8 protein-coding genes and 2 pseudogenes are annotated in these 12,289 nt (G+C 71.3%); 7 read left to right on the forward strand and 3 right to left on the reverse strand.

Features of this window, described 5'->3' with window-relative positions; all coding sequences use genetic code 11:
• Nucleotides 1–89 precede the first annotated feature (89 nt).
• Both AIF0345_RS07545 and map read right to left on the reverse strand, forming a co-directional pair.
• Entirely contained in the window at nucleotides 90–1,220 is a 1,131-nt protein-coding gene (locus tag AIF0345_RS07545; RefSeq protein WP_043564361.1) for a hypothetical protein, read from the reverse strand.
• 187 nt (nucleotides 1,221–1,407) lie between these two features.
• The gene (gene map, locus AIF0345_RS07550) at nucleotides 1,408–2,298 is read right to left on the reverse strand and encodes a type I methionyl aminopeptidase (RefSeq protein ID WP_043564359.1); all 891 of its coding nucleotides are present in this window, start codon (nucleotides 2,296–2,298) and stop codon (nucleotides 1,408–1,410) included.
• Between the two features lie 65 nt (nucleotides 2,299–2,363).
• Here map and AIF0345_RS07555 point away from each other — a divergent pair, with 65 nt between their 5' ends.
• The 5 genes and pseudogenes from AIF0345_RS07555 (at nucleotide 2,364) to AIF0345_RS07570 (ending at nucleotide 6,739) form a co-directional block, all read left to right on the forward strand.
• Nucleotides 2,364–3,098: a histidine phosphatase family protein gene (locus AIF0345_RS07555; protein ID WP_285297805.1), complete on the forward strand. Its 735-nt coding sequence runs from the start codon at nucleotides 2,364–2,366 to the stop codon at nucleotides 3,096–3,098.
• 9 nt (nucleotides 3,099–3,107) lie between these two features.
• Nucleotides 3,108–3,992 carry an N-acyl homoserine lactonase family protein gene (locus AIF0345_RS07560; RefSeq protein ID WP_285297806.1) on the forward strand — a complete coding sequence of 295 codons (885 nt, stop codon included), beginning with the start codon at nucleotides 3,108–3,110 and terminating at the stop codon, nucleotides 3,990–3,992.
• A 117-nt stretch (nucleotides 3,993–4,109) separates the two neighbouring features.
• Nucleotides 4,110–5,825 (forward strand): annotated as a pseudogene (gene nhaA / locus AIF0345_RS07565) (Na+/H+ antiporter NhaA); the annotation flags it as partial.
• A gap of 163 nt (nucleotides 5,826–5,988) precedes the next feature.
• Nucleotides 5,989–6,210, forward strand: a pseudogene (locus tag AIF0345_RS16670) (LysE family transporter); the annotation flags it as partial.
• A gap of 238 nt (nucleotides 6,211–6,448) precedes the next feature.
• Nucleotides 6,449–6,739, forward strand: a complete 291-nt coding sequence (locus AIF0345_RS07570; protein ID WP_285297808.1) for a LysE family translocator — start codon at nucleotides 6,449–6,451, stop codon at nucleotides 6,737–6,739.
• Between the two features lie 24 nt (nucleotides 6,740–6,763).
• Here AIF0345_RS07570 and panB read toward each other — a convergent pair whose 3' ends face one another.
• On the reverse strand, nucleotides 6,764–7,612 hold the full coding sequence (gene panB / locus AIF0345_RS07575; protein WP_043564468.1) for a 3-methyl-2-oxobutanoate hydroxymethyltransferase: 849 nt from the start codon (nucleotides 7,610–7,612) through the stop codon (nucleotides 6,764–6,766).
• A 488-nt stretch (nucleotides 7,613–8,100) separates the two neighbouring features.
• On the opposite strand from panB, the gene AIF0345_RS07580 reads away from it, so the two are divergent.
• Nucleotides 8,101–10,650: an HNH endonuclease signature motif containing protein gene (locus AIF0345_RS07580; RefSeq protein ID WP_285297809.1), complete on the forward strand. Its 2,550-nt coding sequence runs from the start codon at nucleotides 8,101–8,103 to the stop codon at nucleotides 10,648–10,650.
• 290 nt (nucleotides 10,651–10,940) lie between these two features.
• A complete protein-coding gene (locus AIF0345_RS07585; protein WP_268916800.1) occupies nucleotides 10,941–12,275 on the forward strand; it encodes a glutamine synthetase family protein in 1,335 nt (444 codons plus the stop codon).
• Nucleotides 12,276–12,289 lie beyond the last annotated feature (14 nt).

Consider the following 12,289-nt stretch of genomic DNA (forward strand, 5'->3'; position numbering starts at 1 on the left):
TCTCGTGAGGGTGCCCACCGGGTGGGCCTGGTGGGCACCCTCATGCGAGGCGGAGGATCACTCGGTCAGCCGATCCGCCGACTGACGGGTCAGTTCTCGTTCCTCACCTTGATGTACTGGTCGTCGTAGTTGGACAGGCCCGAGACGGTCCATACGCCTTCCTTAGACTGGGCCTCCTCCCTGGTTACCAGGAAGGTGGCGTAGCCTGTTGCGCTGCCGCCGTCATGGGGCATGTTCTGCTCGCGGTACTCGTCGTCGGCGATTGAGAGCACAGCATCGGTCGTGTTGCCGTTCCGGACGTAGCTGATGTGCACGTCGAAGTCGCCGAGCTGTCCCGAGCCGTGGTAGGTCACGGTCACCGGCACACGGATGTAAACCTTGTCACTCGGCGGTTCCGTCCACAGGACCTTCGCGGTGACGCTCCTGAACTGCTGGGTGGCGTCCCAGTTGACGACCCCGAAGGTGACGTCGACCGACGCATCCGAGCCGTTGGTGTAGGTGCTGCCCGCCTGGACGGTCACGGTCTGACTGGGCGGGTACGGATTCTTCTCCGATGTTCCGACGGCGCCGGCGTCCGGTGTGGCGGACGTCGTGGTGCCACCGCCGCCATTGTTGTCGCTGTCGCTGTCGTTGCCGTTGCGCAGGATCGCGTAGAGACCGCCTCCGACCAGCGCGATCACAAGCAGGCCGATAATGAGCCAGAACCACCACTGCTGGATGATGGACTTGGAGCCGCCCTGAGCGGCGACATTAACGGGCTGCCAGCCCGGTCCCTGCGGCAGCCCGCCGGGAGCCCCCTGGACGGGACCGCCCGGGGCGGGCATTCCCTGGTTGTGGTAGGGCGTCGGCGCCTGGGCGTAGTTCATGCCGGGGGCGTACGGGGACGCGCCCGGACCCGAGCCGACGACAGGGGCCGGTCCCGAGCCGACGACGGGACCCGAGGCGGCGTAGTCGCCCGACGGCGCGGAAGCCGACTGCCCGGTCGGGTCCGCCACCGGCGACGACGAGCTGGAGGGGACCGCCTGCGTCGGGGCCCATGCGGCGTCTGCCTCTGACGACGTCTGGGGGCCGGAGCCGCCGCCGGGCACGGAGTCCTCGACCCACAACTGCCATCCCTCCGGGGCCGGGCCCCAGGCGGGGTCGGGCTGCCACCCCGCGGGAGGGTTGAATCCCTCCGGGGGCGCAGGCCAGTTCGGCGGCGGGTTGAATCGAAGTGCCATAAGGAACCTCCGGGACGGTCGGATGATGGGGCGTCGGTGCGACGTGTGTCGTCCTGAGGACGAATGTACACGGCGCGAGCCTTGTCGTTCTCCCGGAGGCGCACAGGGCGCCGGGGAGCTCTGCCCCTCGGCAGGCGGACGAGGCGGCCCGGGGCGCCGGGCGCATCGGGGAATCTGAGGCGGGAGGCTATGGCAGGGTGAGCACCTCCGCACCGTTCTCCGTCACCACGAGAGTGTGCTCGAACTGGGCGGTGCGGGAGCGGTCCTTCGTCACCACTGTCCAGCCGTCATCCCACTGCGTCCACTCCTCGGTGCCCAGGGTGAGCATGGGCTCGATGGTGAAGACCATGCCGACCTCCATGACGTCGGCATACAGGGGGGCGGCGTCGTAGTGGGGGATGATGAGGCCGGAGTGGAACGCCTCTCCCACTCCGTGGCCGGTGTAGTCCCGTACGACGCCGTAGTCGAAGCGCTTGGCATACTTCTCAATGACGCGTCCGATGACATTGACCTCGCGTCCGGGCCGCACGGCCCTGATACCGCGCTCCATGGCGGTGCGCGTGCGCTCGATGAGCGCGGCCGTCTCCGGATCGACCCGGCCGACCGGGAAGGTCGCGTTCGTGTCGCCGTGGACGCCGTCGAGGTAGGCGGTCACGTCCAGGTTGATCAGGTCGCCCTCCTTCAGGAGGGTCGAGTCCGGGATGCCGTGGCAGATGACCTCATTGACCGAGGTGCAGATCGACTTGGGGAAGCCCATGTACCCCAGGCAGGAGGGGTAGGCGCCGTGGTCGCACATGTACTCGTGGGCGATCCGGTCGAGCTCGTCGGTGGTGACCCCGGGGGCGATGGCCGCCGCGGCCTCGGCCAGGGCACGAGCCGCGACGCGCCCTGCGCGGCGGATCCGCTCGACCGTCTCCGTGTCCTTGATGTCGGAGGCGGTCACATGCTCGGGGCCGTCGTGGAACATGTACTCGGGACGGGGGATCGAGCCGGGCACGTGCCGGTCGGGGCTGAGCCTGCCCTTCGTGAGGGTGCCGCGAGGGGCCCTGTCCGCCAGGGAGGAGGTCGAGTGAGTCATGGGCCCAGCATAGGAGCGGTCTTCGACGGGCGGCTCACCGATCGGCTCTGCCATACGATGAGCACATGGCGAAGATCCACTTCGTGCGGCACGGTCGCACCATCCTCAACGAGCAGCGTCGCACGCAGGGCGCCGCCGACTCCCCGCTCACCGCCGAGGGCCGCCGAGGCACCGAGGTCTGCAGGGACTTCCTGGCGGAGGCGCCGCTGACCCGCGCCTACCTCAGTCCCCAGGGCCGTGTCCAGGAGACCGCCGGCATCCTCCTGGTGCCCCACCCCGACATCGTCCCCGTCAACCTCGTCGGGTTGCGCGAGTACAACTACGGCATCTACGACGGCGGTCCCGACGAGGAGATGCTCGCCGCCCTGCCGACCGCCGGATTCCTCCCCGAAGTCATCTCCGGCACCCACCCCGGCGCGCCCGGGGGCATCAGCGCCGTCGACTACCTCTCCGACATCGACGGCGCCCTGAGCCGGATCATCGCGGACCTGCGCGCCGCCGTCGGGGCCGGCCGGGACGACGATGAGGAGGAGGTCCTCGTCGTCTCCCACGGCATGACGATCATGAGCATGATGAGCCGCTGGATCGGGTTCGAGGTCTACGGCATGGCCCCCATGGCGAACTGCTCGATCACGACCGTCCAGGTGGACCCCACGGCCGACGACGGCGCTCCCCGTCTCCTCCGGTGGGCCCTGGACCCGGCTGGCCAGGGCGTCACCTTCGCTGCGGACGACATCACCAGTGCCTTCACCGGCGTCGTCCCGGTCCCGATCGACTGGTCCCACCCCGAGGGGCTGTGAGGGCCCGTCATGAGCACCACCCTGGAGATTCTCCACACCGGCGGCGTGATCGTGGACAGGACGCTGCCCTACCACCGGCCTGCAGACCCCCCACTGTCCTGGACGCACATCCTCCGCGGCCGCGGCGACCTCGTGACGGCCCCGGTCAGCGCCTACCTGATCGAGAACAGCCGCGGCCTGACTCTCATCGACACCGGCTGGCACCCGGTCAACCGCGGCCGCCTGGGCCAGATCGCCAACCTTCGCCACCAGTACCCCGTCAACAAGGCGGACCTGCCCGACGGTCAGGCCATCGACGAGCAGCTGGAGGAGCGCGGCATCCGGCCCCGGGACCTGGACCTGGTCCTCATGAGCCACCTCCACTGCGACCACGCCGATGGCCTGCGGCTGGTCGGGGAGGCGCCTCGGATTCTCGTCTCCCGGCCCGAGGCCGAGGGCGTGCGGGCGTCCCGTCCCATGTACCTGCCTCACGAGTGGGACGGCGTCGATCTGCGGACATTCTCGTGGAACACGCCCGTGGGGCCGTACGGTGCCGGCTACGACGTCTTCGGCGACGGCAGCCTGGTCATGGTCGCGGTCCCCGGGCACTCGCGCGGGCTGTGCGCCACCATTGTGCGCGGGAATGAGTGCGGGGGCATGGCTCACAGCCAGGGGCGGGTCGAAGGCGTGGACGCTCCCGGGCGGGACGACGGCCGGGCGTTCCACCTGCTGACCTCGGACGCCGGCTACGGTCGGCCGTCCTTCGATCAGGGACTGCGCCCCAGCGTCGTCGTCAGTGCCGCCCAGGCCGAGCGCTCCCTGGCCTGGGTGCGCCGCGTGGAGCACGATCCGCGCTGCCTGGGTCTCATTGCCAACCACGACCCGGAGGTGGAGCCGGGAGTCCGCACGTTCTGAACGTTCTGAGGCGGGAGCTCCTTCGCGCTGGTATCAGGGCGTACGCTCGACGGCGAGTAGCGGCGCAGCCATGCCGTCCATTCATCCGGAAGGATACGTGTGAGCACACCCGCGATCGTGACCGAGAATGTTGACGCCTGGTTGCGCCGGCGCCGCCGTCGGCGCGACCTGCAGACCAACGAGACCTACGCGGCACTCGCACTGGCTGTCGCGACCGCCCTGGCCCTGGTCTGGGCCAATATCGGGCACAGCTACCACAGCTTCTGGGACACGCCCGCCGCCCTTGCCATTGGCCCGTTCAGCGTGGGGCTCAGCCTCCACGGCTGGGTGGATGAGGGCCTCATGACCGCCTTCTTCTTCATGGTGGGCCTCGACGTGCGCCGCGACCTCACTCTCGGCGAGCTGCGGCTGCCCGGCCGCGCCCTCCTTCCGGCCGCCGCCGCGATCGGAGGCCTCGTGGTCCCGACGATCGTCTACCTGGGGATCGCCCACGGGGCCGACGGCGCGAACGCCTGGGGATCGGTCATCTCCACGGACACTGCCTTCGCTCTGGGGATGCTCGCCCTCGTCGGCCCCAGGAAGGCTCCCCGCCTGCGCGCCTTCCTCCTGGCCTTCGCCGTCATCGACGACATCGGCGCCCTGCTGGTGATCGCCGCGTTCTACTCCGACTCCCTCAACCTCGTGGCTCTGGGCTGTGCGGCCCTGGGGCTGCTCGGCACCCAGGTCCTGGCGCGTCGGGGCGTATGGCGCACGCCCCCGTACGCCTTCCTGGCGGTCATCATCTGGTATGCGCTGTACCGCTCGGGCGTTCATGCCACCCTGGCTGGTGTTCTCATCGCCCTCCTCATGCCCGTCTATCCCGTGCGCAGCACGGACGTGGACGGAGCCAGTGAGGTCGCCCAGCTCTACCGCCAGTCTCCGGCTCCGGGCACGGCGGTCATGCTGCGTGAGGCCCTGGTCTACTCCATGCCCATGAACCAGCGCCTGTCCTGGATGCTGCCGCCCTACGTCAACTACGTCGTCTACGTCGTCGTCCCCCTGTTCGCCCTGGCGAACGCGGGCGTAGCCCTCAGCAGTGACACCGTTGTCGCGGCCTTCTCCTCGCGTATCACATGGGCGGTCGTCGCGGGCCTCGTTGTCGGCAAGCTTGTGGGCGTGGCTGCGGGTGCGGGCCTGGTCCTGCGCTTTGTGCCGGCCTCGCGCCTGCCCGGCCTCGACCTGCCCCGGATCCTGGGACTCGCGGCCCTGTCCGGCATGGGGTTCACGATCTCCCTGCTCGTGGCCAATCTGGCCCTGGAGGAGGTCCTGCGCGACCAGGCCCGCCTGGGGGTTCTTATCGCCTCCCTGGGCTCCCTGCTCCTGGCCACCATCATCTTCCGTGTTGGCGACAGGGTCTCCCCGCTGCCCCCGCCTCCCGGCGAGCGCCTGTGCCGACCCGTGGACGTGCACGAGGACCTCATGGTCGGCGATCCGCACGCCCCCCACACGCTCATCAACTATGCCGACATGTCCTACGAGGGGCGCTGGCGCCTCATGGAGGCCCTCAAGGGAATCGCCCACCTGCGCGACACCGGAGACGTGCGACTCGTTCTGCGGCACAAGCTCTCCGGCCCGGAGAGCCTTCTGGCCGCGCTCGCCCTGGAGGCCGTCCACCACGACGAGCCCGAGAAGCTGTGGCGCTTCCACGACGCCCTGGCCGAGCTGCGCGGTCAGATCACCTCCCGCAGCATCACCACTGCCGCTCGCGAGGCGGGCATGGACGACCGCACCATGTGGAAGCGGATCAAGAGCGCCGCGGACGAGCCCAAGGTGCTGGCCGATGCCCTGGATGTTGAGGGCCTCACCGAGGACGGCAGCCCTGTCGTCTACATCGACGGGCGACGCTTCAACAGTCTTCTCAACGATGGACCTTCTCCGAGGAGCTCACGCGGATCGAGGCGGCTGAGCTCATGGGGCCCGCGGAAGGACACCACAGCGGTGGGAGCGGGGAACGTCCGTGACGCTTGCGCACGCGGTCCTCGGCTTCACGGCTCTTGTCGCCGTCCTCACCGTTGTCCCAGGGCTCGATACGGCCGTCGTACTGCGCGGCGCGCTCAGCCACTCCCGCGGCTACGGCCTGGCCACCGTCATCGGCATTGTCACCGGGCTTCTCGTGTGGGGCGCGGCCGCCGGCGCCGGTGCAACAGCGGTGCTCGCCGCCTCCCGTACCGCCTATCGGGTATTGTCCCTCGCTGGGGCGCTCTACGTGATGTGGATGGGAGTGAGCATGCTCGTGCGCTCTTTCCGGGGTGCCGGCGGTTGGCGCGGTAGGGCGGTTGCGGGGCCGAGGACGGCCCTTGATTCCGCACCGGAGAAGACGAGGGCCGCGCGCGCGGTAGAACCCACCGCTCCCGTGGAACGACTGCCCGCATGCGCTTCTGGGCGTCCCGGCGCCTCGCTGTGGCGGGGGTGGGGGGGTGGGACTGATTACGGACCTGCTCAACCCGAAGGCCGGTGTGTTCTACCTCGCCACCATCCCGCAGTTCATGGCGGCTGGGGTGCCTCCGCTCCTCATGGGCGTTCTGCTCGCCGCTGTCCATGGCCTGTGCTGCCTGATCTGGTTGGGCGCGCTCGTCCTGGGCGCCTCCTGGCTGGCGCCGCGAATGGGGGCGGCCTCCGGAGATGTGCTGGAGCGCTGGACGGACCGCGTGACCGGGACGGTGCTCATAGGATTCGGCACCAGGCTCGCACTCGGCGCCCGCGTCTGAGACGGGTCGGCCCGCCGGAGCGGATCAGGAGCTGAACCAGTGCTCCTCGGCCGGGAAAGCGCCCTCGCGCACCTCGGCGGCGTAGTCGAGGGCGGCCTGGTGCAGGGCGGCGCCGACCCGCCCGAACTGCTTGGCGAAGCGCGGCCTCCACTCGGTCATCCCGGCCATGTCAGACCAGACGAGCACCTGGCCGTCGCAGCGGGCTCCGGCCCCGATACCGATGGTGGGGACAGTCAGGGCCTCGGTGACGCGCGCGGCCAGCGGCTCGGGCACCATCTCGAGAACCATGCCCATAACACCCGCCTTCTCGATGGCCAGGGCGTCCGCCAGAAGCTCCTCGCCGGCCTCGCCCCGGCCCTGGACACGGAACCCGCCCAGCGCGTTGACGGACTGGGGAGTGAAGCCGAGGTGCCCCATGACGGGGATGCCGGCCTCGACCAGAGTCCGGATCGTGGCGACGCGCGGCCGCCCGCCCTCGAGCTTGATCCCGTTGGCGCCGGCCTTGACCAGCCGGACGGCGGTGGCCAGGGCCTGCTCGGGGCCGGCCTCGTAGGCGCCGAAGGGCAGGTCGGCGACGATGAAGGCGCGCCGGGCGGCGTGGGCGACGCCTCGAGTGGCCACCACCATCTCGTCCAGCGACACGGGCAGGGTGGACCCGTGGCCGAGCATGACGTTGCCGATGGAGTCGCCGACGAGGATCATGTCCATTCCGGCCTCGTCGAAGATCGCCGCGGTCAGGGCGTCGTAGGCCGTGATCATGGTGAGCCTGGTGCCCTCGGCCTTCGCCGCGAGCAGGTGGGGGAGGCGGACCGGTTTGCCGCCGGCGACGTTCTCGGCAGCGCAGGGCCCGTAGGGGGACTCGGAAGTAGCCATGGGGTGAAGCCTACTGGTTGCGGCTCGACGGCGATGTTCTCGGCGAGGGCCGGTTCCGTGTCGAGATCGGTCGAGTTCCGCGCCGATATCGGTTCTGGTGCGTCGTGTGGGTGGGGTGCTGGCTTGCCGGTCCCGCGTGCTGGGGTGCGGGTCGGCGACGGCTCGCTCGAAGGCGGCGCCGGCTTTGCCGGTCCCGCGTGCTGGGGTGCGGGGGTCTTCGCGGGTGGGCTGCTTCAGGCTCGGTGCGCGGGCCTCGGCGGGTCGGGGGTCCTCGCGCGTGTGCGGGCCGGCGCCTCTGCCGCGACCTGCGTGTCCGTGGCCGTTACCGGGCTCTGCACGTGTGCGGGCCGGCCGAGCGCATGGCGTAGGCGGTGGCCGGGATGTACCCGGGCTCTGCGCGTGTGGGGGTTGTCGGGGATCCGGTTTGTGCTGGGATTCCGGGGTTGTGGGGGTTGTGGTGGAGGGGTGGCGGATGCTATCCTGTACACATGTTCGAAGACTGGGGCGCTGAGCCGTCCGTGCCGGGTGGTGCGGACGGTGCCGGTGACGGCGCCCCGCTCGAGGGCTTTGATGGGGTCGAGGCCGTGGTGGGGGTGCTGTCGGGGATGGTGCCGGGGGCGGTTCTGGCGGGTGTGGTGGAGCGGGTGGTGGCGCCGCTGCTGGCCCCCGCCGTCCCGGCCGACGACACCGCTGCTGGGCCGGCCGGTGGTCCTGTCGTCCCGGCCGACGGCGGCGCTGCTGGGGACGACGGTGCTGGTGGGGGTGGTGGGCTTCTTGGGGGGCTGGTGGGCCCTGGTGAGCGGGCTCTGGCTGAGGCGGCGGGGTCGGTGGTGGTCGACGGCCGGGGTGTGGGGGCCCTGGTGGGTCTGGGTGCGGAGGTGCTCAGTGAGCTGGTGGCGGCCTGCGGTCGTCTGGCCGCCTGGGCGCAGTGGGCCCAGGCGGTGGTGGCGGCCTGCATGGCCCGCTGCCCGGAGATGGGTGGTCTGCCCTACCAGCCCGACCGGCCCGACCGGCCCGACAGCGACGACACCCAGGACGACGGTTGGGACGAGGGTCGGGACGGTTGGGACGAGGGTCGGGGTGATGGTCTGTCCCGCTGTCGCGCTCTGGGCGGGTCGGGTGCGGTGTCCGGGGCGGTGGCCCCGGCGGGGCGGTGGAGCGCCGCCGGCGAGGTGGCGTGCCGGGCGGGGGTGTCGCGCCTGGTGGCGTCCCGGCTGGTGGACCGGGGCGCGGGCCTGCTCGACGCCCGCCTGGCGCCGGTGTGCGGCCTGCACCGGGTGGGGCTGCTGGACTCCTCCAAGACGTCCGTGGTGGTGCGCCGCCTGGCCGGCGAGCCGGTCGGTGTGGCGCGGGTGGTGCAGGACCGTGTGCTGGGCCGTGCGGTGCACCGCACTCCCGCGCAGGTGGGGCGGGAGGTGGACCGGGCGCTGACGGGCCTGGACCCGGCCGGTGCCGGCCGGCGGGCGCGGCGCGGCGCCGCCGGCCGGCACGTGACCAGGCCGAGGGAGGCGGGCGCGGGAGTGTGCCAGATGCGCGCCCTCCTGCCGCGGGCCGACGCCGTCCTGCTGGACGCCGCCCTGGACGCCGTCGCCGCCTCGGCCCGCGCCACCGGCGACAGCCGCACCCCGGGCCAGCTGCGAGCCGACGCCCTGACCGCCATGACCCTGCACACCCTGCGCACCACCCACCACACCACCACAACCACAACCGCGACAACCAAGACGGCCGAGACCGCGACAACCGAGGCGGCCGAGACCGCGACGGCCGCTGCGGGCGCCGCCGGGGCGGGTGCGGGCGGTCCGGCCGGGGCGGCCCTCGATCCCGCGGGCCCGGAGGCCCCGGCCCGCCCGGCCCGCCCGGAGGAGGGTCCGGAGGAGCTGGTGGCGGGTCCGGGCCTGGTGGGCTTCACGGGCTTCGAGGGTCCGCCGCCCGGCCCGGCGGACACCGCGGACCCCACCGGCCCTGGGGCTCTCGGGGCCGGCGCGGGTCCTGCGGGTCCTGCGGGTCCTGCGGGCGTGGTGGAGCCGCTGTACGTCGACTCGATGGGCCTGACGCCCGACGGGGTGCCCCTGGAGGGGCTGCTGACCGCGCTCAGCGGCCTGGTCTGCCACACCAGCCCCTGGTGGACGCCCTCCGGGACCGACCCCGCTCCCCTGCCACCAGGACTGACGGTCAGTATCGACGTCACCGTCCCTCTGAACCACCTCACAGACCTCCTGCCCGACGACACCGCCCCGCCCCAGGACGACCCGCCCGCCACCACCACACCCACCACCACACCCGCCTGCGGGCCCGGTACCGGGCCCGCAGGGCCGGTGGGGGCGAGCCTGGGCGGTCGCGGGCGCAGCGTGCCGGTGCCCGCTGCCGTGGCGCGGGCGCTGGCCGCCGGCGGGACCTGGCGCCGCCTGGTCACCGACCCCCTGTCCGGGGCGGTGACCGACGTCGGCCGCACCCGCTACCGGCCCCCCGCCGCCCTGGCCGACCTGGTGCGCGCCCGCGACGCCTCGTGCACCCACCCCGGCTGCGAGCGCCCCGCCCGCGGCTGCGAGATCGACCACGTCCGCCCCTGGGCCGAGGGCGGGACCACCAGCCTTGAGAACCTGACCTGCCTGTGCCGGGCCCACCACCGCCTCAAGCACACCCCCGGCTGGGCCCTGACCCGCACCCCAGACGGCGCCCTGGTCTGGCGCACCCCCACCGGAGCCCGCTACCAGCGCGACAACGACGGCACCATCACCCTCCTGCCCCGCCGCACCGGACCAGGCCAGAAGACCCGCCCCGCCACCCGCCTCCCCCAGGCCCTCGCACGCGCCATCACCCCCCAGACCCTCGACCGCCTCCACAAAGGCCTCACCAACCACACCAGCCCAGACACCACCCCCGGCGACCTCGGCCTCGGCCACCACACCAGCCCCCTCATCACCACCCACGGCCCCCACCCCAACGAGAACCCCGGCGACTACGAGACCACCCCCTACCACCCCACCCTCCACACCCTCGGCCTGACCCCACTACTCGACACCATCCCACCCTTCTAAAACACGCACACACCACCAGCGGTCGGGGCCGAGCGCGACCATGTCAGGCATCAATCCTGCGGAACGGACTCGGACGGCTGCGCCAGGCGACGAGCCACAGCACGTAGACCAGACGTCAGTGCCTGATTGCCGGCAGAGCAGGGGGAGTACCTGCTGAGCACGCACCGCTAAGCAGGCGCACTTCTGTCGCAAAGGGGAAAGGCGTGTGAAACCTGCCGGACCCATCGGCCTTAGTAGGCTTTCGTGAAAGAGTGGGCAACGCCGTCGTACACCCCCGCGCAGGAGGCACCATGGACAAGCAGCAGGAGTACGTGCTCCGCGCCATCGAGGAGCGCGACATCAGCTTCATCCGGCTGTGGTTCACCGACGTCTCCGGGCGGCTGAAGTCCGTGGCCATCGCACCGGCCGAGGTCGAGGGCGCCTTCGAGGAGGGCATCGGCTTCGACGGCTCGGCCATCGAGGGCCTCACCCGGGTCTTCGAGTCCGACATGCTGCTGGCCCCGGATCCCTCCACCTTCCAGATGCTGCCCTGGCGCGACGACGTGGGCGGGGTCGCCCGCATGTTCTGCGACGTGCTCACCCCCGATGGCGAACCGGCCCGAACCGACCCCCGCTCGGTGCTGGAGCGCCAGCTGGCACGGGTCGCCGAGGCCGGCTTCACCTGCTACATCCACCCCGAGATCGAGTTCTACCTCGTCAACCAGGACCCCGACGGACGCATTCGCCCCACCGACGACGCCGGCTACTTCGACCACGTGCCAGGCGGCACCGCCCACGAGTTCCGGCGCCGGGCCATCCTCATGCTTGAGCAGATGGGCATCTCCGTGGAGTTCTCCCACCACGAGGGCGGTCCCGGGCAGAACGAGATCGACCTGCGCTTCGCCGACGCCCTGTCCATGGCGGACAACATTATGACCTTCCGCGCCGTCGTCGAGGAGGTGGCCCTTCAGGAGGGCTGCCTGGCGACCTTCATGCCCAAGCCCTTCGCCGACCGGTTCGGCTCGGGCATGCACACCCACTTCTCCCTGTTCGAGGGCGACCGCAACGCCTTCTACGACCCCGCTGGCGAGTACCAGCTGTCGGCCACGGGCCGCTCCTTCATCGCCGGGCTCCTGCACCACGCGGCGGAGATCTGCGCGGTGACCAACCAGCACGTCAACTCCTACAAGCGCATGTGGGGCGGGGACGAGGCCCCCAGCTACGTGTGCTGGGGCCACAACAACCGCTCGGCCCTGGTGCGCGTGCCCATGCACAAGCCGGGCAAGGGCCAGTCCGTGCGCGTGGAGTACCGCGGCATCGACTCCTCGGCCAACCCCTACCTCGCCTACGCCGTCATTCTGGCGGCGGGTCTGAAGGGGATCGAGGAGGGCTACGACCTGCCCTCGGAGACCGAGGACGACGTGTGGGCGCTGACCGAGGGCGAGCGCCGGGCCATGAGCATCGGCGCCCTGCCGACCTCGCTCAAGCGGGCCGTGGCCGCGATGAGCGACTCCGACCTAGTGGCCGACACCCTGGGAGAGGACGCCTTCGAGTACTTCATGCGCAACAAGCGCCGCGAGTACCGGGCCTACGACGCCCAGGTCACAGCCTTCGAGCTCAGCCAGTTCTTCCCTCCGCGCGTCTGACCCAGTGGCGGCGT

Source organism: Actinomyces israelii, assembly GCF_030253495.1.
Classification (GTDB): Bacteria; Actinomycetota; Actinomycetes; order Actinomycetales; family Actinomycetaceae; genus Actinomyces; species Actinomyces israelii.

Bases quoted from the DNA above. Each gene is read 5' to 3' on its own strand.
- AIF0345_RS07545 (WP_043564361.1), bottom strand. From the start codon at position 1,220: ATGGCACTTCGATTCAACCCGCCGCCGAACTGGCCTGCGCCCCCGGAG.
- map (WP_043564359.1), bottom strand. From the start codon at position 2,298: ATGACTCACTCGACCTCCTCCCTGGCGGACAGGGCCCCTCGCGGCACC.
- AIF0345_RS07555 (WP_285297805.1), top strand. From the start codon at position 2,364: ATGGCGAAGATCCACTTCGTGCGGCACGGTCGCACCATCCTCAACGAG.
- AIF0345_RS07560 (WP_285297806.1), top strand. From the start codon at position 3,108: ATGAGCACCACCCTGGAGATTCTCCACACCGGCGGCGTGATCGTGGAC.
- panB (WP_043564468.1), bottom strand. From the start codon at position 7,612: ATGGCTACTTCCGAGTCCCCCTACGGGCCCTGCGCTGCCGAGAACGTC.
- AIF0345_RS07580 (WP_285297809.1), top strand. From the start codon at position 8,101: ATGTTCGAAGACTGGGGCGCTGAGCCGTCCGTGCCGGGTGGTGCGGAC.
- AIF0345_RS07585 (WP_268916800.1), top strand. From the start codon at position 10,941: ATGGACAAGCAGCAGGAGTACGTGCTCCGCGCCATCGAGGAGCGCGAC.